This is a genomic window from Limnohabitans sp. YIMB22184 (genome assembly GCF_048020265.1).
Lineage (GTDB): Bacteria > Pseudomonadota > Gammaproteobacteria > Burkholderiales > Burkholderiaceae_C > Limnohabitans_A.
Genome location: NZ_CP171843.1, coordinates 2269375 through 2294436, shown reverse-complemented (window position 1 = coordinate 2294436; position 25062 = coordinate 2269375). Strand labels below are relative to the sequence as shown.

Annotated in this window: 25 protein-coding genes; 15 read left to right on the top strand and 10 right to left on the bottom strand. The window is 58.8% G+C overall.

The window, feature by feature from the left end; all coding sequences use genetic code 11:
• Both ACHEXL_RS10520 and ACHEXL_RS10515 read right to left on the bottom strand, forming a co-directional pair.
• Positions 1-534 carry a hypothetical protein gene (locus ACHEXL_RS10520; protein ID WP_416559408.1) on the bottom strand — a complete coding sequence of 178 codons (534 nt, stop codon included), beginning with the start codon at positions 532-534 and terminating at the stop codon, positions 1-3.
• Between the two features lie 24 nt (positions 535-558).
• On the bottom strand, positions 559-1557 hold the full coding sequence (locus tag ACHEXL_RS10515; RefSeq protein ID WP_416559406.1) for a MerR family transcriptional regulator: 999 nt from the start codon (positions 1555-1557) through the stop codon (positions 559-561).
• Positions 1558-1681: 124 nt separating this feature from the next.
• Between ACHEXL_RS10515 and ACHEXL_RS10510 the strand changes: the two genes are divergently transcribed.
• From ACHEXL_RS10510 to ACHEXL_RS10480, 7 genes are all read left to right on the top strand, one after another.
• A complete protein-coding gene (locus tag ACHEXL_RS10510) occupies positions 1682-2176 on the top strand; it encodes an RrF2 family transcriptional regulator (RefSeq protein WP_416559404.1) in 495 nt (164 codons plus the stop codon).
• Positions 2177-2335: 159 nt separating this feature from the next.
• Positions 2336-2572: a DUF2789 domain-containing protein gene (locus ACHEXL_RS10505; protein ID WP_416559402.1), complete on the top strand. Its 237-nt coding sequence runs from the start codon at positions 2336-2338 to the stop codon at positions 2570-2572.
• Between the two features lie 117 nt (positions 2573-2689).
• Positions 2690-3535, top strand: a complete 846-nt coding sequence (locus ACHEXL_RS10500) for a GNAT family N-acetyltransferase (protein WP_416559400.1) — start codon at positions 2690-2692, stop codon at positions 3533-3535.
• Complete coding sequence (locus ACHEXL_RS10495; RefSeq protein WP_416559398.1) at positions 3532-4452, top strand: UDP-2,3-diacylglucosamine diphosphatase; 921 nt, start codon at positions 3532-3534, stop codon at positions 4450-4452. The genes ACHEXL_RS10500 and ACHEXL_RS10495 overlap by 4 nt, the downstream gene beginning before the upstream one ends.
• A complete protein-coding gene (locus ACHEXL_RS10490; protein ID WP_416559396.1) occupies positions 4449-5495 on the top strand; it encodes a glycosyltransferase family 4 protein in 1047 nt (348 codons plus the stop codon). The genes ACHEXL_RS10495 and ACHEXL_RS10490 overlap by 4 nt, the downstream gene beginning before the upstream one ends.
• A 70-nt stretch (positions 5496-5565) precedes the next feature.
• Positions 5566-7650, top strand: a complete 2085-nt coding sequence (gene ppk1 / locus ACHEXL_RS10485) for a polyphosphate kinase 1 (RefSeq protein ID WP_416559394.1) — start codon at positions 5566-5568, stop codon at positions 7648-7650.
• A gap of 5 nt (positions 7651-7655) precedes the next feature.
• The gene (locus ACHEXL_RS10480) at positions 7656-8117 is read left to right on the top strand and encodes a SixA phosphatase family protein (RefSeq protein WP_416559392.1); all 462 of its coding nucleotides are present in this window, start codon (positions 7656-7658) and stop codon (positions 8115-8117) included.
• A 6-nt stretch (positions 8118-8123) separates the two neighbouring features.
• On the opposite strand, the gene ACHEXL_RS10475 is transcribed toward ACHEXL_RS10480, so the two are convergent.
• From ACHEXL_RS10475 to ACHEXL_RS10445, 7 genes are all read right to left on the bottom strand, one after another.
• Positions 8124-8390: a hypothetical protein gene (locus ACHEXL_RS10475; protein WP_416559390.1), complete on the bottom strand. Its 267-nt coding sequence runs from the start codon at positions 8388-8390 to the stop codon at positions 8124-8126.
• 331 nt (positions 8391-8721) lie between these two features.
• Complete coding sequence (ppx, locus tag ACHEXL_RS10470) at positions 8722-10224, bottom strand: exopolyphosphatase (protein ID WP_416559388.1); 1503 nt, start codon at positions 10222-10224, stop codon at positions 8722-8724.
• A gap of 107 nt (positions 10225-10331) precedes the next feature.
• Complete coding sequence (gene arsB / locus ACHEXL_RS10465; RefSeq protein ID WP_416559386.1) at positions 10332-11360, bottom strand: ACR3 family arsenite efflux transporter; 1029 nt, start codon at positions 11358-11360, stop codon at positions 10332-10334.
• Positions 11361-11377: 17 nt separating this feature from the next.
• Entirely contained in the window at positions 11378-11866 is a 489-nt protein-coding gene (locus ACHEXL_RS10460; protein ID WP_416559384.1) for an arsenate reductase ArsC, read from the bottom strand.
• A 26-nt stretch (positions 11867-11892) separates the two neighbouring features.
• The gene (locus ACHEXL_RS10455; protein ID WP_416561342.1) at positions 11893-12225 is read right to left on the bottom strand and encodes an ArsR/SmtB family transcription factor; all 333 of its coding nucleotides are present in this window, start codon (positions 12223-12225) and stop codon (positions 11893-11895) included.
• A 23-nt stretch (positions 12226-12248) separates the two neighbouring features.
• Positions 12249-13505: an organoarsenical effux MFS transporter ArsJ gene (gene arsJ, locus ACHEXL_RS10450; protein WP_416559382.1), complete on the bottom strand. Its 1257-nt coding sequence runs from the start codon at positions 13503-13505 to the stop codon at positions 12249-12251.
• A gap of 1 nt (position 13506) precedes the next feature.
• Entirely contained in the window at positions 13507-14550 is a 1044-nt protein-coding gene (locus ACHEXL_RS10445; RefSeq protein WP_416559380.1) for an ArsJ-associated glyceraldehyde-3-phosphate dehydrogenase, read from the bottom strand.
• A gap of 179 nt (positions 14551-14729) precedes the next feature.
• On the opposite strand from ACHEXL_RS10445, the gene ACHEXL_RS10440 reads away from it, so the two are divergent.
• The gene (locus ACHEXL_RS10440; RefSeq protein WP_416559378.1) at positions 14730-16955 is read left to right on the top strand and encodes a PhoX family protein; all 2226 of its coding nucleotides are present in this window, start codon (positions 14730-14732) and stop codon (positions 16953-16955) included.
• Positions 16956-17024: 69 nt separating this feature from the next.
• Here ACHEXL_RS10440 and ACHEXL_RS10435 read toward each other — a convergent pair whose 3' ends face one another.
• Positions 17025-18290 carry an MgtC/SapB family protein gene (locus ACHEXL_RS10435; protein WP_416559376.1) on the bottom strand — a complete coding sequence of 422 codons (1266 nt, stop codon included), beginning with the start codon at positions 18288-18290 and terminating at the stop codon, positions 17025-17027.
• 229 nt (positions 18291-18519) lie between these two features.
• Here ACHEXL_RS10435 and pstS point away from each other — a divergent pair, with 229 nt between their 5' ends.
• From pstS to phoR, 7 genes are all read left to right on the top strand, one after another.
• Positions 18520-19539, top strand: coding sequence for a phosphate ABC transporter substrate-binding protein PstS (gene pstS / locus ACHEXL_RS10430; protein WP_416559374.1), 1020 nt, complete (start codon positions 18520-18522; stop codon positions 19537-19539).
• 100 nt (positions 19540-19639) lie between these two features.
• Positions 19640-20617 (top strand): phosphate ABC transporter permease subunit PstC, encoded by a 978-nt coding sequence (gene pstC, locus ACHEXL_RS10425; protein WP_416559372.1) that lies wholly within the window; start codon positions 19640-19642, stop codon positions 20615-20617.
• A gap of 13 nt (positions 20618-20630) precedes the next feature.
• Positions 20631-21479, top strand: coding sequence for a phosphate ABC transporter permease PstA (pstA, locus tag ACHEXL_RS10420; RefSeq protein ID WP_416559370.1), 849 nt, complete (start codon positions 20631-20633; stop codon positions 21477-21479).
• Between the two features lie 54 nt (positions 21480-21533).
• Positions 21534-22307, top strand: a complete 774-nt coding sequence (gene pstB, locus ACHEXL_RS10415) for a phosphate ABC transporter ATP-binding protein PstB (RefSeq protein WP_416559368.1) — start codon at positions 21534-21536, stop codon at positions 22305-22307.
• A gap of 13 nt (positions 22308-22320) precedes the next feature.
• Positions 22321-23019, top strand: a complete 699-nt coding sequence (phoU, locus tag ACHEXL_RS10410; protein WP_108426996.1) for a phosphate signaling complex protein PhoU — start codon at positions 22321-22323, stop codon at positions 23017-23019.
• A complete protein-coding gene (gene phoB, locus ACHEXL_RS10405) occupies positions 23016-23711 on the top strand; it encodes a phosphate regulon transcriptional regulator PhoB (RefSeq protein WP_416559365.1) in 696 nt (231 codons plus the stop codon). Before phoU ends, phoB begins: the two co-directional genes overlap by 4 nt.
• A 12-nt stretch (positions 23712-23723) precedes the next feature.
• Positions 23724-25049 (top strand): phosphate regulon sensor histidine kinase PhoR, encoded by a 1326-nt coding sequence (gene phoR, locus ACHEXL_RS10400; protein WP_416559363.1) that lies wholly within the window; start codon positions 23724-23726, stop codon positions 25047-25049.
• Positions 25050-25062 lie beyond the last annotated feature (13 nt).

Here is a 25062-nt window from a genome sequence, read left to right as displayed (position 1 = left end):
TCATAACCCGTTTGATAGCGCTGCATAGCGGCGGGCCTCAATGGGCACGCAGTCGATCAGTGCGGGTGGTAGCTCAGGGGCTTGCTGTTGCAAATAGCGGCGTACAAAATTGGCCGTTTGCCAGGGCGCTGTGGAGCCGCTCCAGACTGCAGTGTCCTGGATGCGCCAAACGCCACCGTGCCGACGCAACACCACGATGCTGGGGTTCAGGGTTTCGAATGCCACCTCGGCAATCGCCCAGTCGGCCTGCAGCTGCAGTTGCAACAGCTGTGCCTCCAACGAGTCCGGCAGGCTGTGCTGCTGGATGGTTTGCAGCACGGCCTGGGCCGTGGCCGTGTCGGGGGCTTCGGCGCGAACGCGCTGGCAGTCTCGACGCCATGAGCGCCAGTGCTCGGCCATCCAGCCTTGGGGATCAAATTTTTGGCCGTTGATCTCCAGCAGCGTGCCGTGGTCCTGGCGAACCCAGTCGATGTGGCTGTCCATGACCAAAAGGCCGATGACGCCCAGCAAGGTGGCGGCCACGTGTCGTTTCATGAGCAGTTCACACGCGTGTGCCGCTCAGGTACGGTCTTGCAAAGAGATGCCTTCATGGTCAGCCACCATTTGCAGTGCTTTTTCAAACAAGGCGCGGGCGGTTGCGGCCATCTTGTTGAGTTCTGTGTGCAGTTCACTGTCTTTGGGACTTTGATTCAGGCAGTCAAGGCTGTAGTCTTCGAACCGGCCCAACTGGCCAATCAGTTCGGCCACATGCCGAGGACATTCACACAGCACCTGGCTTGGAATATTGGCCACACGCTGCAGCACCGCATCAGAGAACCGGCGTGGCGGCACCGGGTCGTTCAGACGGGGCAGGCCCCAAGAAGCCTCAGACAGCGCTGGGCGCGTACTGCGCACGATGTCAGCCAAGGCCGCATCGTTCAGAGGTTCACGGTGCACCAGGCAGCCTGCGCGAACCAGGTGGGCGATGGCTTTCATCTGTCCAAAACCGTACAGCACTACGGTTTGGCGTGCGCTCAGTTGCGAGGACAAGTCCAGAATTTGTTGGGCGTTGCCGTCGCTCAGGTTGTTCACCGAGACCATGAGCACATCGGTAGCGGCTGCTTCAGGGGTGTGGCGAGCTTCGTTCAAATCATTGCACACCGCTTGAATATGAAACGCCGGCCCGGGGTGCGCTGACCGAAAGCGTTCGGATTGCAAGCGCTCGGCCAGCGGGCGGCCGATCAGCACCCAAGCGCCGGGGTGGCTGTCACCGGATCGAGGCGTTGGCGCAGGGTCACGCGCCATGTCGGTGCTGGTTTGCAACAACTGCTGCAGTTGTGTGGTGCTCAGTCCTGCAATCAAGCTGATGCCGTGCCCTTGGCTGGTCAATGATTTGAGCAGCGCGGCCTTGCGCAGGTCTTCTTCATCGTAGAGCCGGTGCTGCCCCTGGGTGGTGGCGGGCGAGAACGCGTTGTAACGCGTTTGCCAGATGCGCAAGGTCGGCACAGGCACGCCGCTGAGCTTGGACACGGCGCCGATGCGGTAGAGCGCCGAGCGTGAGACTAGGGTGTTGGACATTGTTTTGTATATGTATTGAGTAGATATTTTAAGGTGTAAATCGATTCAAGGCTAAAAAAATAACGATATGAGTGGATTTTTATGGTTTAAACAATACAATATCCACTCAAATGAGGTGCACATTATGATCCTGAAGAAAACAGCCAAAGCCGTCGACATCGCGGTTTTCATCACTTCTCGTTCAGCCGTGGAGCCCGTCACAACCGAAGAGATTGCTTCGGGCTTGGGGCTGTCGTCCTCTTACACGGAGTCGATACTCAAAGAGCTGCGCGAAGCCGGATTGATCCGAGCGCATCGTGGCCCTGGCGGCGGTTACCAAATTCGTGGCAACCCCGAAGACATCAGCTTGTGGGATGTGGTCAAGCACTTTGAAGTGGTGCACAGCTTTGACGAGCTGTACCCCGACGATGGCCATCCGATGAAGACCTTGGAGGCCGACATCCAACGCCATCTGCAAGAGACACTGGCCTCGCAGACCCTGGACGACGTGGCTGTGCCGTTCATGCCGCGCGATGCCCGTGTGACCTCCATGCTCGGTCAATTCCGACTCAAACCCCTGCCTGCGCCGGTCATGCCCCGCGCGCCCAACTCTGTGTTTCAGTTGAGCATGATGCTTTGAGCCCGTGCTGTGGGCTTGTGCCCACAGGCTGAGGCGCTACACCGAAAGGTGAGTGTTCAAGTCCAGAGTTGCCCGCTAGCATGGCTGGAGAGCACAATGCCAGGCATGACGTTTCGACGCACCCTGACAGTGTTTTGAAACCACAAGGAGGCAATGACTATGGACTCCGCTCACCATCCTTTTCACGAGTTGTTTGCGCAGCTGGGCTTGCCCTGCGATCCGCCAAGCATCGCGCAGTTCATCCGAGCGCACAGTCCTTTGCCGGGTCACGTTGCTTTGGCCGATGCCGCTTTTTGGACAGCGGCGCAAGCCAATTTTTTGCGGGAAACCTGGCAACAGGACGCCGACTGGACGAACCAGGTCGATCAGCTCAACAAGGCCTTGCGAGCGCATTGACCCTCGGTCTCGACCGGCCCTTTGCACGTTCCGCGTCACGAAGAATTCACGCCATCGACTTTTTCATGTCATTTCGCTTTTGGATCATGGCTGCATTGATCCAAAGGAGAACTGGTCATGAAAGAGTTGCCGAACCCCACGTTCGCGTTGTCCCCGGTGAGTTTGCCCAGGGGGTTACTTCATCCGGCGCAGGTCCAAACCCCTGTGGATTTCCTGCCTCGGCGTGCCCAAAATGCTATTCACGTCACTTGGGCAAAACATCAAGACGAAGTGCGCGAAGCACAAAAACTGAGGTTTGATGTTTTCGGCACAGAAATGGGCGCACGCTTGTCGACCCAGGTGCCCGGCCATGACATCGATCTGTTCGACGATTACTGCGAGCATTTGCTGGTCCGACACGGCGTGTCGGGCTTGGTGATTGGCACATACCGTGTGCTCACGCCGGCGCAGGCCAAACGCGTAGGCAGCACCTACAGCGATACTGAATTTGACCTGACCCGTCTGCGCGACATGCGTCAGCGCATGGTGGAGTTGGGCCGCAGTTGCGTGCATGCAGAGCACCGCCAGGGTGGCGTCATCATGGCCTTGTGGGGGGCTTTGTTTGAATTCATGGACCGCAACCGCCTGGACACCATGATCGGTTGCGCCAGCATCCCCATGCTGCACAACGGCGTGGTGACGGGTGATGCCGCAGCCAGCATCTGGAACCAGTTGCGTCAGAGCCATCTGGCCGATATCCAATACCATGTCCGGCCGCGTTTGCCATTGCCCATCGATGAGCTCGACAGCAACTTGCCGATCGAGCCACCCGCGCTCATCAAGGGCTATCTGCGGCTGGGGGCCAAGGTGCTGGGTGCGCCGGCTTGGGACCCGGACTTCAACACCGCCGATTTGCCGATGATGATGCGCACCGCAGACTTGCCAGCGCGTTACCGCAAGCATTTTTCAGCGGCTGTCAGATGACTGTGTCGTCAACCTCCTTGCAGCACGCGCTGCTCCTGAAAACCTTTGACGCCAGTCTGGCGCAGGATGGGGTGCAGGGTTCACCTGCCCATGTATCGACCCCGTCCGCACAAGATGAGGACGACGACGCCGCAGATCGCCCTCGTTTGAGGGCGATTTTCATTTCGGACCTGCACATCGGCACACCGGGTTTTCAGGCCGAGGCCTTGCTCGACTTTTTGAAGCACCACCCGAGTGATGTGCTGTATTTGGTGGGGGACATTGTCGACGGCTGGCAGCTGCGCAGGCGCTGGTTCTGGCCGCAAAGTCACAACGATGTGGTGCAGAAACTGTTGCGCAGGGCGCGCAAGGGTTGCCGCGTGGTCTATGTGCCCGGCAACCACGACGAGTTTGCCCGGCATTTTGTGGGCCATGCTTTTGGGGGTGTGGAGGTGGTGCATGAAACGACCCACACCACGGCCCAGGGGCTCAAATTGTGGGTGGTGCATGGTGACCATTTTGATGGCGTGATCCAGTGCGCCAAGTGGCTCGCGTATGTGGGTGATTGGTTGTACGAGTTGACCCTCCGAATCAACCGGCACCTGAACAGCTTCAGGGCCCGTGTGGGGCTGGCCTACTGGTCTTTGTCGGCGTACCTCAAGCTCAAGGTCAAGAAAGCGGTGAACTTCATCAGTGATTTCGAAGTGGCCGTGGCGCACGAAGCCAAGCGCCGAGGCTTTGATGGCGTGGTGTGCGGGCACATCCACCATGCGGAAATTCGGGATGTGAATGGCACCTTGTACTGCAACGATGGCGATTGGGTGGAAAGCCGAACCGCTTTGGTAGAGCATGCGGATGGTCGCTTGGAAATCATCCACTGGGGCTCGCACGCGGTGGTGCGCCAACGGGTACCTGCAGCCCAGGCGGTGGCCGCATGAAGCTCGCCCTCATCACCGATGCCTGGCATCCCCAGGTCAATGGCGTGGTGACCACGCTGCACGAGCTGGTGCAAGCCCTGAGAACGGGGGATGTTGCGGTGACGGTGATCCACCCCGGACAGTTCCCCAACCGCGCCTGCCCGGGCTATGCGGGCATTGACCTGGCGGTGCGCCCTTACAAAGCACTGGCCGCCATGCTGGACGCGTTGCAACCCGATGCGGTCCACATCGCCACCGAGGGCCCCTTGGGCTGGGCGGCGCGCAAGCATTGCCTGAAAAAAGGCTGGCAATTCACCACCGCCTTCCACACCAAGTTTCCGGAAATCCTGAAGGCAGCATTGCGCGTGCCTTTGTTTCTGGGCTACGGCTTGTTTCGTCATTTTCATCGACCATCTTCGGGGGTGATGGTGCCCACCCAGGGCGTGCTGAACATGTTGCATGGGCGTGGCTTCAAGTCGCTCAAACCGTGGACCCATGGGGTAGACCTGGATTTGTTTGACCAGCACGCCGAGCCCCTGGACATTCCGGAGTTAGAAGGGCATTCACGCCCTTACGCCTTGTTTGTAGGGCGAGTTTCTTACGAGAAAAACATCGATGCTTTTCTGGACTTGGAACTGGAGGGCACTCGCATCGTGTGTGGCGTAGGGCCTTTGGAAGCGCAGCTCAAAGCGCGTTACCCGAATGTGGTCTGGATGGGGGTGTTGCCCCGCCAGCAGTTGGCCAAGGTCTATGCCGCAGCCGATGTGTTTGTTTTTCCCTCCCGCAATGAAACCTTTGGTTTGGTCATGCTTGAAGCCATGGCTTGCGGCACGCCCGTGGCGGCGTACCCGGTCGATGGCCCCCTGCAAGTGCTGGGCCATGCCGAGGGCCAGACCCTGGGCGGTGTTCTGTCGGAAGATCTGGCAGCGGCTGTTCGGCAATCTCTGACCATCCCCAGGACCGAGTGCAGGCAGCGGGCCGAGGCGTTTGCTTGGCCGAAGACGGTCGAGTTGTTCGTGTCCCATCTGGTGCCGGTATCGGGTGCTGCGCGCATGGGCGGCTGATTCACGGCCTTGTCATCAAATTGACACGGCGGATTCTTAGAATGATTTTTCAATTCATTCAGGCATGGCCATGGTTCATTCAAAAGTCGAGACTTCATCTGCAGACGAGCGGCAAGCCTTGCTGGACCGCGATCTGAGCATCTTGTCTTTCAATGAGCGGGTGCTGGATTGGGCGCACCGCCCGGAAGTGCCAGTGCTCGAGCGTTTGCGCTATTTGTGTATCGTGTCTTCCAACCTGGACGAGTTTTTTGAGGTGCGGGCAGAGCCCCATGTGATGGGCAGCCTGCAAGGCCTGAAGTCGGGGGAATACACCGAAGCCAGTCTTGCCGCCTTGGCTGAAAAAACCAGCGCCATGGTGGCGCGTCAATACGCCCTGTACAACGAGGATTTGTTGCCCACTTTGCAGCGCAAGGGTTACCGGATCTTGTCGCACGGCGAACGCAATGCGGCCCAACGCCAATGGGTGCGCAGTTACTTTCAACGTGAAGTCCAGCCCTTGCTGGTGCCAGTGGGTTTGGACCCGGCGCACCCGTTCCCGCAGGTGGCCAACAAGTCCTTGAATTTCATCGTGCAGCTCTCGGGCAAAGACGCGTTTGGTCGTTCCAACGAGATCGCGATTGTCAAAGTGCCCCGCGTCTTGCCTCGCCTGATTCCGCTGCCTGAGCGGGTGTGTGACGGCACCACCGCTTTTGTCATGCTGTCCAGTGTGATCCGTTCCCACCTGGCCGAGTTGTTTCCGGGCCGTGAAGTGGGACAGTTCTCGCAGTTTCGAGTCACGCGCAATTCCGAATTGGCGGTTGACGAAGATGAGATTGCGAATTTGCGCATGGCCTTGCGGCAAGGTTTGCAGCACCGCCATTACGGTCAGGCGGTCCGGCTGGAGGTTTCGGCCAACTGTTCGTCGCGCTTGGCGGAATTCTTGCGCAAAGAATTCCAACTGCCCGAAGCCTCGGTGTTCCGGGTCAATGGGCCGGTCAATCTGGTGCGCCTGATGCAGTTGATCGATCTGATCGATGCCCCCGAGTTGTTGTTCCCGCCTTACAAAGCCAGTTTTCCTGCGCAAGTGCCGCAACACAGTTCAATTTTTGCGCGTCTCAAAGCCGGTGATGTGATGATCCACCAGCCTTTTGAGAGCTTTGACGGTGTATTGGCCTTTTTGCGCGAAGCGGTGATGGACCCCAGCGTGCTGGCCATCAAACAAACGATTTACCGCGCAGGCAGCGATCCCACGATGATGGATTTGCTGCGCGAGGCGGTGCGCCGAGGCAAAGAAGTTACGGCCGTGGTGGAACTCAAAGCCCGATTTGACGAAGAGGCCAACATCAACTGGGCGGAACAGCTCGAATCGATTGGCGTGCAGGTGGTGTACGGCATTGTCGGCCTCAAGACGCATGCCAAGATGCTCTTGGTGACTCGCCGCGAAGGCCGCTCACTCAGGCGTTACGGACATTTGTCGACCGGCAATTACAACCGCCGTACAGCAGCGCTTTACACCGACATTAGCTACCTCACGGCAGACGCTGACATCACATCGGACATGGACCAGCTGTTCGGACACTTGGCCAGCCAGAGCCGCTTGCCGAAAATGAAGCGGCTGTTGGTCGCGCCTTTTCAGCTGCACAGCGACTTGCAAGCACGCATTGCCGCAGTGGGCGAGGCGGCGGCGCGTGGTGACTTTGCACGCATCGTGATCAAGATGAACGCCTTGACTGACCTGCCCTTGATCGAGGCCTTGTTGGAAGCAGGGCAAAAGGGCGCGAAGATTGACTTGATCGTGCGCGGCGCTTGCATGTTGCCTGCGCGTGTGGCGGGTTTGAGTGAAAACATCCGCGTGCGTTCGGTCATTGGCCGCTTTCTTGAGCATTCCCGTGTGTTTTATTTTTGCGCCGATCAGGAGGAGTCGCTGTATTTGTCCAGTGCCGACTGGATGAGCCGCAACATGACACGGCGGATCGAGTTGGCCTGGCCTGTGACGGATCCGGCTTTGCGCCAGCGCATCATCGATGAATGCCTGATCGCTTACTTGCACGATGGCCGCGATGCCTGGGACTTGGCGGCAGACGGCCAGTACCATCGGGTTGGCTTGACGGCACCAGGGCATGGTGCTCAAAACGCCTTGATGCAGCGCTATGGGTCGGCAACTCAAGGGGATTGAAGGCGATGGACTTGATTTTGTGGCGCCATGCCGAAGCCCATGAGGCCGAGCCCGGTCAAGATGACCTGCAAAGGGCGCTGACGCCGCGTGGCCGCAAGCAGGCCGAGCGCATGTCGGTCTGGCTTGAAAGTCAGCTTCCAGAAGGCACGCGCATCCTGAGCAGTCCTGCGGTCAGGACAGAGCAGACGGTGCGCGCCCTGGGACGCAAATACAAGGTTCGTGACGCGCTGTCGCCTGGCGCTTCGGTGCAGGATATTCTGGAAACAGCGGGTTGGCCCGATGCCAAGTATCCGGTCTTGCTGGTCGGACACCAGCCTGCGTTGGGCGCAGTGATTTCGCAGTTGCTGCACATGCCCGATGCAGCTTGCGCGGTTCGCAAAGGGGCTGTCTGGTGGCTGCGCAGACGCAGCCGCGAAGGTCAGGATCAAACCGTTTTGTTGACCGTGACCTCCCCAGAGCGTCTGTGAAAAGGCTCAGTCCTTGGCGGGTCGACCGGTTTTGATGGTCGGCACGCTGCTCAGGGCCTTTTTGAAGTTGGCGTCGGTCAGGCTCAAAAGCGTTTGCAAGCCTGCTCGGATCAGCTCGCTCTTTTTTATTTCGACACCCAGACCCAAAGCGCGTTTTTTCATGTCTGCAATTTGCAGCAGTTCGGCTTTGGGGATGGTGAAGCTGTCGCGCACCACTTTGACTTTTTTGTCTTTCAGGGGTTTGGCGGGGGCAGCGGTTGCTTGCTTTGCCACAGGTTTGGCTGTGACAGGTTTGGCGCGTGGACTTTTGGGGGTTGCCTGGACGGGCGCCACAGTTGACGTGGCTGTCGATTTTTGAGGCGCCGCGACCTTGGCTTTGCGGGGCGTTGGTGTTTTCGCGACTTGTCTGCTTTCTTTGGCGGGGGGTGTTGTCGTTTGTGTCATGGGTGTTGAAAATAAAAGTTGAATTTAACAGTGTATATAGTTTATACAGTTAATTGGGCTATGACAAGTCTGGGCGATGCCACCGGATTACTGGGGTTTTGGCGGGTGATGCCCTGTATGTGCAGGGTGTGTACCCTGGCCGACCGTGTGCAGGTGGTGGTCAGTCCGTATGGACTTCGAACTTCCATTCGGTTTTTTGCCAAGCAGTTTTCTCTTCACGCAAGAGATGGGCCGACTGCGGCCAAAGTTCTGCCCAGTCGCTGCACAGTGTCAGACGCGCCGTGCGCTGCAAGGCATCGCAGCCAATGGTCACACCCGACAGGTCCGGATCGCGCCGGGCATGGCACAAGATGACCGCCAATCGAAGCGCCATGAGCTGCTGGACAAAGCTGGCGTCATCCATCTCGATTTCGAGTTTGCGCAATTTGCCGCGGTGGCCCAGTACCAATTGACTCAGGCGGTGCAACTCATCAAGCGTGAAGCCGGGCAGGTCGGTGTTGTCCAGGATGTAAGCGCCATGCTTGTGGTAATCGCTGTGCGAGATGCGCATGCCCGTTTCGTGCAGCTGGCAGGCCCAGTGCAGTTTTTGCAAATAGCGCAGACGTTCGTTGGCCGGTGTGGCGGCACTTTCTGGCATGAGCGACTGCAGCAGGCTCTGAGCGGTGCGAGAAACCCGCTCGGCCTGCAGCTTGTCGGTGCCAAAGCGTTGGGCCAGCCAGTCCACCATGGATGAACGGACATCCTGTGTGCTTTCCCGATCGATCAGATCGTAAAGCGCACCGTGCCGGAGCGCACCTTGGGCCGCTTGCATCTCGTCGATGTGCAGCAGGTCGAACACCGCTTGCAAAACGGCCAGGCCCCCGCCGATGACGGGCTTGCGGTCTTCCTTGACGCCCTCGATCCGCAGGTTGTCGGGTTTCTGGGCTTTGAGCAGGCGGTCCTTGAGCCAGGCCAGACCTTCGCGTGTGATCTGGCCTTCTGGCCAGCCGGAAGCGGTCAGGACATCGGCCACGGCACCGACCGTACCGGATGAGCCATAGCATTTGTCCCAGTGGTTGCGGTTGAACAGGATCTGCGCTTCGTCCAGCACGGCTTTGGCCGCAATTTCAGCAGATTTGAAGGCGGACGGTGTCCACAGACCATCTGGGAAAAACTTCATCGACCAGGCCACGCTGCCCACGCGGTAAGACTCCAGGGTGCTGGCCTGTTCACGCTGACCCAAAATCATCTCGGTCGAGCGTCCCCCGATGTCCACCACCAGTCGACGTTCATCGGATTGCGGCAGCAGATGCGATACGCCCAAATAGATGAGCCGGGCTTCTTCTTTGCCCGCGATCACCTCGATCGGGAAGCCCAGTATGCGTTTGGCCTTGCTCAGGAAAACATCGCGGTTGCGTGCTTCGCGCAGGGTCTGCGTGGCCACCGCACGCACTTGGCTGGGGCGAAAGCCTGCGATGCGTTCGCCAAACCTGGCCAGGCATTCCCAACCCCTGGCCATGGCGTCTTCTGTCAGGTTGCGCTCGGCGTCCAGCCCATTGCCTTGCCGCACGGTTTCTTTGATGTATTCGACCCGGCGCAATTGTCCCGTGTCCATTTGACCGATTTCGAGGCGAAAGCTGTTGGAGCCCAGGTCAATGGCAGCATAGAGGGACTTGGTTTGCATGAAGAAGGCGGGTACGGCAAAGAAGCCTCAGATTATGTGACGGATGTATGAATTTTGAATGACAAGACCAGTGCGCCGACCAAACACGCCAGCGCGGTGGCCTTGTTTCAGAGCACGGTCTGTGGCGTTGAACGGGGTGCCCATGCGTTGATCAGTGCCACCAGCGTCAACATCACCGGCACCTCAACCAGTACGCCCACCACCGTGGCCAAGGCTGCGCCCGATTGCAGACCAAACAGCGAGATGGCCACTGCGACGGCAAGTTCAAAAAAATTGGATGTGCCGATCAGGCAGGCCGGTCCTGCCACGTTGTGTGGCAGCTTGAGCCAGCGTGCGCCCCACCAGGCGATGAAAAAAATCCCATAGGTCTGCAGCACCAGGGGCACGGCAATCAAGGCGATGACGAGCGGCTGGTCGACAATCGTGTGCGCTTGAAAACCAAATAGCAACACCACGGTGGCGATCAAGCCCGTGACCGACCAGGGTTTGAGCTGGGCCACGCGTTGCTGCAGGTGTTGGGCGCCATGCGATAGGCACAGACGGCGGCACAACATGCCCGCTGCCAGCGGCAAGACCACATACAACACGGTGGACAGCACCAAGGTCTCCCAGGGCACGGTGACATCGGTCACACCCAGTAAAAAAGCGGCGATGGGGGCAAAGGCCACCACCATGACCAGATCGTTCACCGACACCTGAACCAGGGTGTAATTGGCGTCCCCCTTGACCAGCTGGCTCCACACGAACACCATGGCCGTGCAAGGGGCTACCCCCAACAAAATCATGCCTGCGATGTAGTCGTTGGCCGACTGCGGATCGACCCAGGGGGCAAACAGGTATTTGAAAAACAGCACGCCCAAAGCGGCCATGGTGAAGGGCTTGATGAGCCAGTTGACCACCAGAGTCAGCAGCAGGCCCTGCGGTTTTTTGCCCACGTCTTTCACAGCATGCCAGTCGATTTGCACCATCATGGGAAAGATCATGACCCAGATGCACAGCGCGACCACCAGATTGACGTGCGCCCATTCCAGGCTGGCCACGGCCTGAAAAATACCGGGTGCGATCAGACCCAGGCCCACCCCAGCGAGGATGCCCAAGGCCACCCAGATCGACAAGAAACGTTCAAAAATGCCCATGTTGTTTTCAGTGCTGTTCAGGATTGGCCGATTCGATCCAGCTCTTTTTTCAGTGACAAGCGGTCCAGCTTGTCGATGGGCAGGCTCAGCAAGATCGATATCCGGCGGTGCAATTGGATGAACGCATCCCAGAAGGCTTTGTCCTTGTCAGCCTCACTGCCGGTGGCGTTCGAGGGGTCTTCCACGCCCCAATGCGCGCTCATGGGCTGGCCGGGCCAGACCGGGCAGACTTCACCGGCAGCGTTGTCGCAAACGGTGATCACGAAGTCCATGACCGGGGCATCGGGTGTGGCAAATTCTGACCAGCTCTTGCTGCGCAGCTCCTGGGTGTCCAGCTGGTGCCGCGTGAGGCAACGCAGGGCTTCTTCCTTCACACGGCCTTTGGGTTGGCTGCCAGCGCTGTACGCCGTAAACCGGTGAGGCCCCAGGTGGTTCATGATGGCTTCGGCCATGATGCTGCGTGCGGAGTTGCCAGTGCAAATAAAAAGAATGTTGTGTGTCGCCACGGGTGTTTCTCTGTTTAAAAATGGATTCAGCAGCTGCCTGGCGTGCAAGCCAGATTGAGCGCGTCGCCGCAGGGCACGCCTTGGCAGCAATGCGCCGTCAAAAAGTCCATCAGGCTTTGCATGGCGCCCAGGTCGGCGCGGTAGCGCAAAAAACGGCCTTCGCGCTGCACGCTGACCAAAGCCGCGTGGTGCAGTTCTTTGAGGTGGAACGACAGCGTGTTGGCGGGAATATCGAGCGCCGCAGACAGCTGCCCCGGCTGAATGCCCTCGGGCCCCGTGCCCACGATGGCGCGAAACACTTTGAGCCGTGAGCTTTGAGCCAAAGCCGCCAGGGCTTTGACGGCCACGTCTTCGTCCATGACACTGAAGAGAGAAATGGGGTTCATGGTGTGGCTGCCTTTTCTGAGGGGGTCGAATGCCCAAGCAAGCCCACGGGCAGGCGCAGGGTTGTCAGCCAGCACAACAGCAACATGAGCGCTGAGCCCAGCAAGGCATACAGCAGCCCGCCCCGCTGGTACAGCAGACCCGACAGCAGCGTGCCCATGAAGCGGCCCAGCGCGTTGGCTGCGTAATAAAAGCCCACGTCTTCGGCCGCTTTTTCAGAGCCTGCATAGGCCAGCACCAAATAACTGTGGACCGACGAGTTGATGGCAAAGGCAAATCCGAACAGGCTCAAGCCCACCACCACCCACCACTGCAGCTGCGGCGCTTGCAGCCAAACAGCGGCGGCGATGCCCAATGGAATGAGCGTGAGCACCGCCGACCACCACCGAGCAGCGGGCACCTCACGGCTCAGGCCGTCGGCGCTGCGGCGCACCAGCTGGGGGGCCATCGCTTGCACCAGGCCATAGCCAATCGTCCAGGCCGCCAAAAAGCCGCCGACCATGGTGAAGGTCCAGCCCACCGAGTACAAAAACACCGGCACACCCACCACAAACCACACATCGCGTGCGCCAAACAAGGCCACGCGGGCGGCGGCCAGCGCGTTGATGCCTTCACTCTTGGAAAACAGCTCACGCGCCGAGCCCGAGGCTTTGCTCTTGCCCATCATGGGTGGCAAGCTCGTCACCACCCCGATCAGCACCAGCGCCAAGAGGCCTGACATGGCCCACAGCGATCCCTGAAAACCCAGCGTCTCCAGCAGCAAACCGCCCAGAAAAAAGCCAAAGCCTTTCATGGCGTTTTTGCTGCCGGTGAACCAGGCCACCCACTTGAACAACTGACCATTGCCTTGGTCTTTGGCTTGCGCCTGCGTGATCTTGATGGCCGATTTGCTGGCGGTTTTGGTCAGGTCTTTGGCTACACCACAGACGCCTTGCGATAGCACCACCCAGGCCACCGACATGGCCGCTGTCCAATCGGGCTGAAGTGCCGACAGCAAGCCAAAGCCAATGATCTGCGTGACCAGACCCACGGTGAGCATGCGGGCGATGCCAAAGCGCGTGGCCAGCCAGCCGCCGATCAGGTTGGCCAACACGCCTGCTGCTTCGTACAGCAAGAACAAAAAGGCCAGCGTGAAAGGCGAGTAGCCGAGCTTGTAAAAGTGCAGCAGCACCAACATGCGCAAAGCGCCATCGGTCAGGGTGAAGCCCCAATAGGCGGCGGTCACGATGCCGTAGTTTCGTTCAGCGGCGTTCATCTCAGATGCCGACTTCCTGCATGTGGCAGGCCAGGTCCACCATGCGGCAGGCGTAGCCCATTTCGTTGTCGTACCAAGCGTAGACCTTGAGCAAGGTGCCGTCGGTCACCAGCGTGGACAGCGCGTCCACGATGGCGCTGCGCGTGTCGCGAGCATAGTCGACGCTGACCAAGGGGCGCGTCTCGTAACCCAGGATGCCGGCCAGTGGGCCTTGCGCCGCAGAGGCAAACAAGGCGTTGACCTCTTCGGCGCTGGTCTCGCGCTTCATCTCGAACACGCAGTCTGTCAGCGACGCATTGAGCACCGGGGCACGCACCGCGTGGCCGTTGAGTTTGCCCTTGAGTTCGGGGTAAATCAGAGCGATCGCCGTGGCGCTGCCCGTCGTGGTGGGGGCCAGGCTCATCATGGCGCTGCGGGCGCGGCGCAGGTCTTTGTGCGGCGCGTCCACCACCAAGTTGGTGTTGGTCGGGTCGTGGATGGTGGTGATCTGACCGTGCCGAATGCCAATGGCTTCGTGCACGACTTTGACGACCGGAGCCAGGCAGTTGGTGGTGCAAGACGCGGCCGTGACGATGCGGTCTTTGGCCGGGTTGTAGAGCGTGTGGTTGATACCGACCACGATGTTCAGCACATCGCCCACCTTGACGGGCGCAGCCACGATCACGCGCTTGGCGCCGCGGTCCAGGTGGCCTTGAATGGTTTCAGGGGTGAGGAACTTGCCCGTGCATTCGAGCACCAGGTCCACCCCCATCTCGTCCCAATGGATGTCGGCCGGGTTGGCGTGCGACGAAAAGCCCAAGGTTTGCTCGCCAATGCGGATTTGGCTTTCGCCCACGGCTTCAATCTGTTCACGCCACTTGCCCTGCACCGAGTCAAAGGCCAGCAAATGCGCGGTGGCCGCTGCGCCGCCTTTGAGTTCATTGACATGCACTACCTCCAGGCGGTTGCCTGCGCGGGGGTCGTCAGATTGGCGCTCTGCAGCGCCCATGGCTGCTCGCAAGGCCAATCGGCCAATGCGGCCCATACCGTTGATTCCGACTTTCATGGCTAATCTTTCAATGATTCTGGAAATGTGATATCGCAACTTTGCCATGACTTTGTGACGCATTCATGACATGACCGAAGAAGCGCGGGGTAGCTGTTGTGTCATTGAAGCTTCAGGTTTTTGCCATCAAACTGTCATGTGAAAGTCCTCCAATAGGCCTTTTGCCAAGGAGCCATCACATGTCACACCACGATCTCGACCCCATCTGTAACACTTCTGACAACCCTCATTTTCAGGACGTCTTGAGCCAGTCTCTGCAAAACCCTGCACGCCGGGGTTTGCTGCGCGGTGGTTTGGGCTTGGCGGGCTTGGCCATGTTGCCCGGTTGCGCCACCCTGACTTCAGGCATGGCCGCTGCGCCGAAGTCTTTGGGCTTTGCCTCGGTTGAAAAAAGCTTGCTCGACAACGTGATGTTGCCACCGGGTTACCAATACAGTGTGCTGCACGCTACAGGTGATGCGCTCGACTCGGCCTTGGCTGCCTATTCCAACCGCGGTCTTGAGTCTGACGACTGGTCGCGTCGCATCGGTGACCACCACGATGGTATGGACATTTATTACATCGACACTAACGGCCGTTACTCCGAGAAAGAAACGGGTCGCGCTGTGCTGTGCGTGAACCATGAAAGTTCGGCCGATGCGCATTTCATGCACCCCAATGGGCAGACATCCAACAACGTTGGGGGCAAAAAATTCACACAGTTTGGGGACTGGGATCTGGGCACGCGTCCAGAGCTTGAAGTGCTCAAAGAGATCAACCACCACGGCGTGTCGGTGGTCGAAATCGTCAAGACGCCGCAAGGCTGGCGTATCCAGCAAGACTCGCCTCTGAACCGCCGCATCACGGCGCAAACGCCTGTGCGCATCAGTGGCCCACGCGAGCACATCGAACACATTCGCGCTTTCATGACCACCCGCTGGGATACGGCTGGTGCCATGGCCCGTGGCACGCTCAACAACTGCGGCCACGGCAAAACGCCTTGGGGCACCTACTTGGGTTGCGAAGAAAACTGGGCCTATTACTTCCAGACCACCGGCGAAGGGGCCGCTCTGCCAGCCAAAGAAGCGGCTTCGCGCAAACGCTATGGCGTGGCTGCAGCAGCACCTGCGGCGGGTGCCAAACAATCCGTCAGCCAAGGCTGGCACACCGTGTCGTCCACCGACGACCGCTTTGCACGCTGGAACTTGGCCGCGACCGGTGCCAGTGCTGAAAAAGACTTCCGCAACGAAGCCAATACCTTTGGCTTTAACGTAGAGATCGACCCGCTGGCGCCCAATTCCACGCCCGCCAAGCGCGTGGCCATGGGCCGTTTTGCCCACGAGGCTGCGGTTTGCAGCTTGCCCCAGGCGGGCCAGCCTCTGGCGTTCTACATGGGTTGCGATTCACGCAACGAATACATCTACAAATTTGTGACCACCGCCGTGTGGGACCCACGCGATGTCGGCGGCGGTCTGGTGGCCGGTGACAAGTACCTGAGCGAAGGCAAGCTGTATGCGGCTCGCTTTGATGCCACAGGCCAGGGCGAGTGGCTGGAGTTGACAATCGCCGATCCACGCATCGCCAACCACAGCGCTTACAAATTTGCCAACCAGGCCGATGTGTTCGTCAATGCACGCTTTGCAGCCGATGCCGTGGGCGCAACCAAGATGGACCGTCCGGAGTGGGGCGCTGTTAACTACCGCAATGGCGAGGTCTACTTTGCCCTCACCAACAACAGCGCAGCCAACCGCACACCCGGCAAAACCGACGCAGGCAACCCGCGTGCCTACATGGACATGGATGGCAAAAAAGGCACCGGCAACCCGCATGGGCACATCATTCGCTTCAAAGAAACAGGCCACCAGGCCTCGGCCAAGCACTTCGCCTGGGACATCTTCTTGTTCGGCGCCGAGGAAGACTCGGGTGATGCCAATCTGTCAGGCCTGACCGCCAAGAATTCGTTCTCGTCGCCCGACGGCTTGTGGTTCAGCAAGGCCACCGGCATCTGCTGGATTCAGACCGATGACGGCGCCTTCACCGACGAAACCAATTGCATGATGCTGGCTGCCATTCCCGGCCAAGTGGGTGACGGCGGCAAAGTGACTGTGAAAAACAAAATGGTGGTGGGTGGTACCGAGCAAACGGCTACACAAGAAACCTTTCTGGGTGCGGCCTTGGGTGAGGCCAAGCTGCGCCGATTCCTGGTGGCGCCTGCCGGTGCCGAAGTCACAGGCCTCACCGAAACAGCCGATGGTCGAACCTTGTTCGTCAACATTCAGCACCCCGGCGAGCTGTCCAAGCCACTGTCCTCTGGCGCGGCTCCTCAAAGCGTCTGGCCTGGTAACCAAGGTTACGGTGTGGCCGGTCGCCCACGCTCGGCCACCATCGTCATCACGCGCAAAGATGGCGGTGTGATCGGTTTGTAAACCTTCGCGGCGACCACCTCTGCCCGCTTGTCGGGTGAGTCCAAGGCCACGCTCTGATGCGTGGCCTTTTCAATTGAGGTGTTGCAACAGCCCCAAGCCAACCCACACAGCCGTGATGGCGGTGAACAAGCCGGGTAAAAATTGCATCGCGAAGGACTTGCCACCGACCATTACCGCCATCACCGCTTTGCTCACGCTGTTGGTGGTCACGGCCAACCAAATGCAGGCGTGTGCTTGATTTTGCGAAATTTGTGACTGCTCCAGCAGTCCGTTCATGGTGGCAACCGTCGCGTGGGCGTCGATCAGGCCCGCCAGTCCGGCCGACAGCCAAATGCCCGGCGTTCCCCAAGCGTGGCTCAGCCCCGCGGTCATGACGGTCACGGCGAGCACGGCCAAGGCCAGCAGCAAACAAGTCTTCAACTCAAAGGCGTGCCCCTGCATGGCCACGTTCGCTGAATCGCTGGGCAGCTGAGGAGATGTGCGTAATTTCCATCCAGCAAAAGCGAGCGCTGTGCCGCCTCCCAAGATCAAGGGCAATAGCATTTGGGCCAACAAGCCAGGCAGGGTGATGCCCACCAGCAAACCCAATTGAATGAAGGTGGACACGGTCGAGAGCAAGGCACCCGCGACAGCCATCGACAACTGTTGCGGTTGTGATTGGGCCCATTTCGCCATGTTGGCGACCGTGGCTGTACTGGAAGCAAAGCCGCCCAGAAAACCGGCCCAAGCCAGGCCCGCCCGGTTGCCCAGCAGCCGTTTGAACACATGACCCAAGGCGCCGATGGTCATCACCATCATCACAAACTGAGTGAGGCGGTGCCAATTGACAGACTCGTAGGGCCCCATGAACCGATCTGGCGCCAAGGGCAAAACGATCAGGCCCAAAGCCAAAAATACGATCAGATCTTCGAGTTCCTGCGGCGTCATGGCTTGGCGCACAAAGCTGTGAAGCCGCTCGCGCTCGGCCAGCAGGGCCGTTTGCAGGACGCCCATGACCGCAGCCAAGGCGGCGTTGTCGGCAGCCAAAGCGCCCAGCAAGAAGGTGAGCACCAGGGCCATTTCTGAGGTCAGACCGGGGTCGTGGCTGCGTGATTGCTGGTACGAGGCAAAAGCCAAAGCGCCCACCACCAGCAACGCAATACCCAGCAGCATCGACGAGCCCAGACTTTGTGCGACAAAACCGCACAAAGACACCATGGCAAATGTGCGCAGGCCGGCCGAGCGGCGCAGTGGCCCCTCGCCTTTTCGACGTTCACGCTCAGCCCCCACCAGCAAACCCAGGCCCAGTGCGACGGAGAGCTCGAAAAGGATGAAATTTGATGGAAAACGCAACATTTGGAGACTTTAAAGCGCAGAAGTTCACAAAATCCTAGTGGCCAAGCGGGTTGTCGGATTGATCTGGGCCAGTCTTTGGCGAATGGATGTGGAACGTGTCATGCAAACAAGCGCAAAATTGACACGCAGTTGTCACAATTGGTGGATAAAGTCCAAACAAGGGCCAGGAAACTGTTCTTGAGCACCTTTCGAACAGCAGAATTTTTATCACCCTGAACCAGGAGTTGACATGTTGAAATTGAAATCCTTTGTGGTCGCCATTGGCCTGAGCGCTGTTGCAGCGGCCAGCTTTGCTGCCGACATCACCGGCGCAGGCGCTACCTTTCCATTCCCTATTTATGCCAAGTGGGCTGAAGGCTACAAAGCAGCCAGCGGCACCGGCATGAACTACCAGTCCATCGGTTCTTCCGGCGGCATCAAGCAGATTCGCGCCAAAACCGTCACTTTCGGTGCGACCGATGCACCCGTCAAAGGTGAAGAGCTTGACAAAGACGGCATGGTCCAGTTCCCCGCCATCATCGGCGGCACTGTGCCTGTGATCAACCTGGACGGCTTCAAGCCCGGTGAATTGCGCGTGACAGGCCCCGTGATGGCCGAAATGTTCATGGGCAAGATCAGCAAGTGGAATGACCCCAAGTTCGCTGCCTTGAACCCAGGCAAAAAATTGCCCAGCGAAACCATCACCATCGTGCACCGTGCTGACGGTTCCGGCACCACCTTCAACTGGACCGATTACCTGAGCGCGGTCAGCAAAGAGTGGGCCGACAGTGTGGGCAAAGGCGCTGCCGTCAAGTGGCCAGCACCCACTTCTGTAGGCGGTAAGGGCAACGAAGGCGTCGCTGCCAACGTGAACCGCGTCAAGGGTTCTTTGGGTTACGTGGAATACGCCTACGTCAAAAAGAACAACATGAACTTCATGCAAATCCAGAACGCCGACGGCAAGTACGTCAGCCCTGACGACACAACGTTCGCGGCAGCTGCTGCCAGTGCCGACTGGTTCAGCGTTCCCGGTATGGGCATCTCGATGGTCAATGCCAAGGGCGCCAACAGCTGGCCCGTCAGCACGGCTTCTTTCATCTTGATGTACAAGAACCCTGCCGACAAAGCCGCTTCTGCCGAAGCCTTGAAGTTCTTTGATTACGCTTTCAAGAACGGCAAGAAAATGGCAGCTGACCTGGATTACGTGCCACTGCCTGACAGCTTGACCGATCAGATCCGTTCCAAAGTCTGGTCACAGATTCAGAAGTAATCTGCAACCAAACAGGCCATGACCTGCTGTCCGTCGGTTGTCACTGTACGACCGACGGATTTTTGTTGAGTTAGATGTTTTTTGTTCGATGGGTCAAGACATGCAAACCCCCCTCTCCAATGCCGACAGCACCAGCCATATGCTGGCCGTGGTCAAGCGACAGCGTCTCCAAGACCAGTTGTTTCACCGCCTGACGCAACTGTTTTCTCTCTTGGTTCTGGTGGCTTTGGCCGGAATCATCGTGTCCTTGTTCATCAACGCCTGGCCGACGTTTGCCAAGTTTGGTGCCCGTTTCATTTGGTATGTGGAATGGGACATCATCAACGAAGAGTTCGGTGCTGCGATTGCGATCGTCGGCACCTTGGCCAGCGCCGGCATCGCCATGCTGGTGGCTGTGCCCCTGGCCTTTGGCATTGCGGTGTTCCTGACCGAAACCTGCCCTGCGTGGTTGCGTCGTCCATTGGGTACGGCCATTGAGTTGTTGGCGGCGGTGCCGTCCATCATCTACGGCATGTTTGGTCTTTTTGTCTTTGCGCCCTTGTTTGCCGATTACATCCAGGTGCCTTTGCGCGATGTGTTGGGCGGTATGCCCTTAATCGGCTTCCTGTTCGGCGGTGCGCCCAACGGCATGGGCATCTTGGCGGCCGGCATTGTGCTGGCCTTTATGGTTTTGCCCTTTGTGGCCGCGGTGATGCGTGACGTGTTCGAAATCACCCCGCCCATCTTGCGCGAGTCGGCTTATGGCCTGGGTTGCACCACTTGGGAAGTAGTGCGCAAGATCGTACTGCCCTACACCCAAAAAGGGGTGATCGGCGGCATCATGCTGGGCCTGGGTCGCGCCTTGGGTGAAACCATGGCGGTGACTTTTGTGATTGGCAATGCCAACCGCATGCCCACCTCGCTGTTTTCGCCCGGCACGTCGATTGCGTCTACCTTGGCCAACGAGTTTGGCGAGGCCGATGACTTCCATATTTCTTCTTTGTTCGCACTCGGCTTTTTGTTGTTTGTGATCACTTTCGTGGTGTTGGCCGCCGCCAAGATCATGATCAACCGGGCTGAAAAAGCCAAAGGGTTCTGACATGGCCGTGAACATGAATCAAGGTTTGTACCGCCGTCGTCGTTTGGCCAATGCCTGGGGCATGGTCACCTCCATGGTCGCCATGGGTTTGGGCTTGACGGTGTTGTTGTGGATTTTGGTGGTGCTGTTTTCCAACGGATTCGCGGCACTCGACTTGAACCTGTTGACCCAAGACACGCCAGCCCCGGGCACCGAAGGCGGTGGCTTGCGCAATGCGATTGTGGGCAGCTTGCTGATGGTGGGGCTTACCGTGTTGGTGGCCACACCCGTGGGCATCTTGGCAGGTATTTATTTGACCGAATACGGGGACCAGAGCAAGACCGCTGAGCTCACCCGTTTTGTCACCGACATCATGTTGTCGGCCCCGTCTATCGTGATCGGCTTGTTTGTGTACGCGATTGCTGTGGCGACTTTGGGCACATTTTCGGGCTATGCAGGCAGCTTGGCGCTGGCCCTGATCGCTGTGCCGGTGATCATGCGCACCACTGAAAACATGCTGCGCTTGGTGCCCGGTAGCTTGCGCGAAGCCGCGTTCGCGCTGGGTGCACCGCGCTGGAAAGTCTCCTTGTCGGTCACTTTGCGCGCAGCCAAGAGCGGTGTGATCACCGGCCTGTTGCTGGCGGTGGCCCGCATCAGCGGTGAGACAGCGCCTTTGCTGTTCACCGCTCTGAACAACCAGTTCTTCAATGCCGACATGAGCAAGCCCATGGCCAATTTGCCGGTGGTGATTTTCCAATTCGCCATGAGCCCCTATGAGAACTGGATTCGTCTGGCTTGGGCGGGTGCCTTGTTGGTCACCTTGGCTGTGTTGGTGCTCAATATTTTGGCCCGAGTGTTTTTCAGGGACAAACAGTCGGCTTGATGTCCGCTGACCTGAACACCCCCGTTTATTTAATTTGTATTCACAGGAATCCACATGCCTGACAAGACACCCACCCAAAACGCGATTGAAGTGCGCAATCTGGATTTTTATTACGGTAAATTCAAAGGCCTGAAAAACGTCAACCTCGACATCGCCGAGCACCGTGTGACGGCCTTCATTGGACCATCGGGTTGCGGCAAATCCACCTTGCTGCGCACACTCAACCGCATGTACAGCCTGTACCCCGGCCAACGTGCGGAGGGCGAAATCAAGTTTTATGGTCAGAACATCCTGGACAAAGGCCAGGACCTGAACTTGTTGCGTGCCCAAATTGGCATGGTGTTTCAGAAGCCGACACCGTTCCCCATGTCGATTTACGACAACATCGCTTTTGGTGTGCGTTTGTACGAAAACCTTAGCCGCGCTGACATGGACGAGCGCGTCGAATCGGCCTTGACCAAGGCCGCCATCTGGAACGAAGTCAAAGACAAACTGGGCCAAAGCGGCCTGTCACTCTCGGGTGGTCAGCAGCAACGTTTGTGCATTGCCCGCACCGTGGCGGTTAAGCCCAAAGTCATTTTGCTGGACGAGCCCACCTCGGCGCTCGATCCGATCTCGACTGCCAAGGTCGAAGAGCTGGTCAGCGAGTTGAAGAAGGACTACACCGTGGCCATCGTCACGCACAACATGCAGCAAGCGGCCCGTGTGTCCGACTTCACGGCTTACATGTACCTGGGCGAGTTGGTCGAGTTCGGGCAGACCGAACAGATCTTCATGAAACCCGCCCGCCAAGAGACCGAAGACTACATCACTGGCCGTTTCGGCTGATCAGGAGCACACCATGGAAAAACATATTTCAAGTCAGTTCGATGCGGACCTGACCAGCGTCTCTTCCCGCGTTCTGGAGCTGGGTGGACTGGTGGAGTCGCAGACCCGCCACGCGGTCTATGCCTTGGCCCAGTTCAGTCTGGAAGTGGCCAACCAGGTCATTGCCACCGAAAAACAAGTCAACAGCTTGGAGGTGGAGATCGACGCCGAACTGGCTTCTATCATTGCCCGTCGCCAGCCCACGGCACGCGATCTGCGCTTGCTGATGGCGATCTCCAAAATCACGGCCAATCTGGAACGTGCCGGCGATGAAGCCGAGCGCATTGCCCGCATGGTCAAACTGATCCTGGAGCAGGGCAGCCCCCGTAATTTGCCATCGTCGGAGCTGCGCGTGGCCTCCGACCTGGCCTCCGGGCTGCTGCGCAAGGCCCTGGATGCGTTTGCACGCTTGGACGTGAACACGGCTTTGGTCATCCTGAAAGAGGACGACCTGATCGATGCTGAGTTCAACGGTTTTGTGCGCAAGCTCGTCACCTACATGATGGAAGACCCGCGCACCATTTCGGCCAGCCTGGACTTGCTGTTTGTGGCCAAGGCCATTGAGCGCATCGGCGACCATGCCAAAAACATCGCCGAGTTTGTGATTTACGTGGTCAAGGGTGCCGACGTGCGCCACACGGCCCTGACGGACATCGAAAAAGCGGTCCAATGAGAAGCTTGCCGAGAATTCTGATCGTTGAGGATGAAGCGCCGATTGCCGAATTGATTTCGGTGAATTTGCGACACAACGGTTTCCAGCCAGTCTGGGCGATGGATGCGGAATCGGCGCAACGTGAGCTCGACGAGATCCTGCCGGATGTCATCTTGCTCGATTGGATGCTGCCCGGCGAAAGCGGCCTGACCCTGGCGCGCCGCTGGAGAGCCTCTGCACGAACCAAGACCGTGCCCATCCTCATGCTCACAGCCCGTGGCGATGAGGCCGATCGCGTGGCCGGCCTGGACGCGGGTGCGGACGATTACATCGTCAAGCCGTTTTCGCCGCGTGAATTGCTGGCGCGCATCCGTGCGGTCTTGCGTCGGCGTGTGCCCGAGTCTGCAGGAGGTGCCGTGAAGATCGGCGATTTGCAACTCGATGCCGACACCTACCGGGTGAGCTGGCAGGACAAGCCCCTGAAGGTCGGGCCGACGGAGTTCAAATTGCTGCAATACCTGATGCGGCATCCGGAGCGTGTGCACACCCGGGGCATGTTGCTCGACAAGGTGTGGGGCGATCATGTCTATATCGAAGAGCGCACTGTGGATGTGCATGTCAAGCGTCTGCGCGAATCGTTGGGCGATGCGGGCACCATGATCGAAACCGTGCGGGGCGCAGGCTACCGTTTGACGGCGGCACCTGCGGTGTAAGACATGTGGGTCATGGTTCTTGAAATCCTGGGGCTGGTTCTGCTCGTGGCAGTGCCTGCTTGGTTTTGGGGGGGCGTGCTTGCAGCGGCGCTTGCGGTGTGCGCCTTGTTGACTGGGGCGTTGTTTCTTCAGATCTGGAAAACCAGGCGTTTGGAGTTGTGGTTGTCGCAGCCCGACTGGCGCACAGAGCTGCCTTGGAAGGGCGTGTGGGCCGAGATTGCCCAGCGTATCCAGCGTCAATTGCGCCAGAACGACAAACTGTTGCTCACCAGCGAACAGCGCCTGCAGTATTTTCTTCAAGCGATTCAGGCCTCTCCCAACGGCGTGACCTTGTTGGACGCCGAGGGCCGCATTGAGTGGTGCAATGCCACGGCCAGCAACCACCTCGGGCTGGATGCCAAACGCGATGTCAAACAGCACATCGTCCATTTGCTGCGTGACCCGGTCTTTTCCCGGTATTTTGCGCAAGGCCAGCACGACGCAGAAGTCATCATCGATGGTCGGTCCAACTCGCTGATTCAGACACCGAAGCTCTCGGTTCAGCTGCATGCCTATGGGGAGTCTCAGTTTCTGTTACTGAGTCGTGACATCACCTCGGTGACCTTGGCCGATGCCATGCGCCGCGATTTTGTGGCCAACGTTTCCCATGAAATCCGTACGCCCTTGACGGTGCTGAGCGGATTTGTGGAAACCCTGCAAACCATTCCGTTGAACGAGCAAGAGCGTCAGAATTATTTGCAATTGATGTCGGTACAGGCTGAGCGCATGCAAAGCCTGGTGGCGGATTTGTTGACCCTCTCGCAACTGGAGGGCAGCTCGCCGCCAGGCAACCATGAACAGGTGCCTTTGCCAGAATTGATGACGCAAGTCGCAGCCGATGCAGCGGCGTTGTCGGCGGTTCTCTCGGGTCAAGAGGGGGAGGGTCGTGGTCCCGTCCATGTGCTGGATTTCGATACCTGGGCCGATTGTGCTTTGCTGGGTGTGCGCTCCGAGTTGCTCAGCGCCATATCGAACCTGGTGAGCAATGCCGTGCGGTACACCCCAGCTGGCGGCACGGTGCGTGCCGCTTGGGTCAGGACGGCGGAGGGCGCGACATTCTCTGTGACCGATACCGGTCCGGGCATTGCGCCCGAGCATCTGCCGCGTTTGTCCGAGCGTTTTTACAGGGTGGACCGAAGCCGCTCGCGCGAGACGGGCGGCACAGGTTTGGGCTTGGCCATTGCCAAGCATGTGGTGCAACGCCATGGCGGTGAGTTGCGCATTGAAAGCCAAGTGGGCAAAGGCTCCACCTTCATGCTGACTTTCCCGGCCAGCCGTGTGGTGCCCCTGATAGATTGAATGTGACCGCTAG

What these genes read in the sequence shown, in the direction of transcription:
- pstC (WP_416559372.1), top strand. Translation starts at nt 19,640, where the DNA reads ATGCAAACCCCCCTCTCCAATGCCGACAGCACCAGCCATATGCTGGCC.
- phoB (WP_416559365.1), top strand. Translation starts at nt 23,016, where the DNA reads ATGAGAAGCTTGCCGAGAATTCTGATCGTTGAGGATGAAGCGCCGATT.
- ACHEXL_RS10505 (WP_416559402.1), top strand. Translation starts at nt 2,336, where the DNA reads ATGGACTCCGCTCACCATCCTTTTCACGAGTTGTTTGCGCAGCTGGGC.
- ACHEXL_RS10520 (WP_416559408.1), bottom strand. Translation starts at nt 534, where the DNA reads ATGAAACGACACGTGGCCGCCACCTTGCTGGGCGTCATCGGCCTTTTG.
- ACHEXL_RS10480 (WP_416559392.1), top strand. Translation starts at nt 7,656, where the DNA reads ATGGACTTGATTTTGTGGCGCCATGCCGAAGCCCATGAGGCCGAGCCC.
- ACHEXL_RS10515 (WP_416559406.1), bottom strand. Translation starts at nt 1,557, where the DNA reads ATGTCCAACACCCTAGTCTCACGCTCGGCGCTCTACCGCATCGGCGCC.
- arsB (WP_416559386.1), bottom strand. Translation starts at nt 11,360, where the DNA reads ATGGGCATTTTTGAACGTTTCTTGTCGATCTGGGTGGCCTTGGGCATC.
- pstA (WP_416559370.1), top strand. Translation starts at nt 20,631, where the DNA reads ATGAATCAAGGTTTGTACCGCCGTCGTCGTTTGGCCAATGCCTGGGGC.
- ACHEXL_RS10440 (WP_416559378.1), top strand. Translation starts at nt 14,730, where the DNA reads ATGTCACACCACGATCTCGACCCCATCTGTAACACTTCTGACAACCCT.
- ACHEXL_RS10495 (WP_416559398.1), top strand. Translation starts at nt 3,532, where the DNA reads ATGACTGTGTCGTCAACCTCCTTGCAGCACGCGCTGCTCCTGAAAACC.
- pstB (WP_416559368.1), top strand. Translation starts at nt 21,534, where the DNA reads ATGCCTGACAAGACACCCACCCAAAACGCGATTGAAGTGCGCAATCTG.
- arsJ (WP_416559382.1), bottom strand. Translation starts at nt 13,505, where the DNA reads ATGAACGCCGCTGAACGAAACTACGGCATCGTGACCGCCGCCTATTGG.
- pstS (WP_416559374.1), top strand. Translation starts at nt 18,520, where the DNA reads ATGTTGAAATTGAAATCCTTTGTGGTCGCCATTGGCCTGAGCGCTGTT.
- ACHEXL_RS10435 (WP_416559376.1), bottom strand. Translation starts at nt 18,290, where the DNA reads ATGTTGCGTTTTCCATCAAATTTCATCCTTTTCGAGCTCTCCGTCGCA.
- phoR (WP_416559363.1), top strand. Translation starts at nt 23,724, where the DNA reads ATGGTTCTTGAAATCCTGGGGCTGGTTCTGCTCGTGGCAGTGCCTGCT.
- ppx (WP_416559388.1), bottom strand. Translation starts at nt 10,224, where the DNA reads ATGCAAACCAAGTCCCTCTATGCTGCCATTGACCTGGGCTCCAACAGC.
- ACHEXL_RS10445 (WP_416559380.1), bottom strand. Translation starts at nt 14,550, where the DNA reads ATGAAAGTCGGAATCAACGGTATGGGCCGCATTGGCCGATTGGCCTTG.
- ACHEXL_RS10490 (WP_416559396.1), top strand. Translation starts at nt 4,449, where the DNA reads ATGAAGCTCGCCCTCATCACCGATGCCTGGCATCCCCAGGTCAATGGC.
- ACHEXL_RS10510 (WP_416559404.1), top strand. Translation starts at nt 1,682, where the DNA reads ATGATCCTGAAGAAAACAGCCAAAGCCGTCGACATCGCGGTTTTCATC.
- ACHEXL_RS10455 (WP_416561342.1), bottom strand. Translation starts at nt 12,225, where the DNA reads ATGGACGAAGACGTGGCCGTCAAAGCCCTGGCGGCTTTGGCTCAAAGC.
- phoU (WP_108426996.1), top strand. Translation starts at nt 22,321, where the DNA reads ATGGAAAAACATATTTCAAGTCAGTTCGATGCGGACCTGACCAGCGTC.
- ppk1 (WP_416559394.1), top strand. Translation starts at nt 5,566, where the DNA reads ATGGTTCATTCAAAAGTCGAGACTTCATCTGCAGACGAGCGGCAAGCC.
- ACHEXL_RS10500 (WP_416559400.1), top strand. Translation starts at nt 2,690, where the DNA reads ATGAAAGAGTTGCCGAACCCCACGTTCGCGTTGTCCCCGGTGAGTTTG.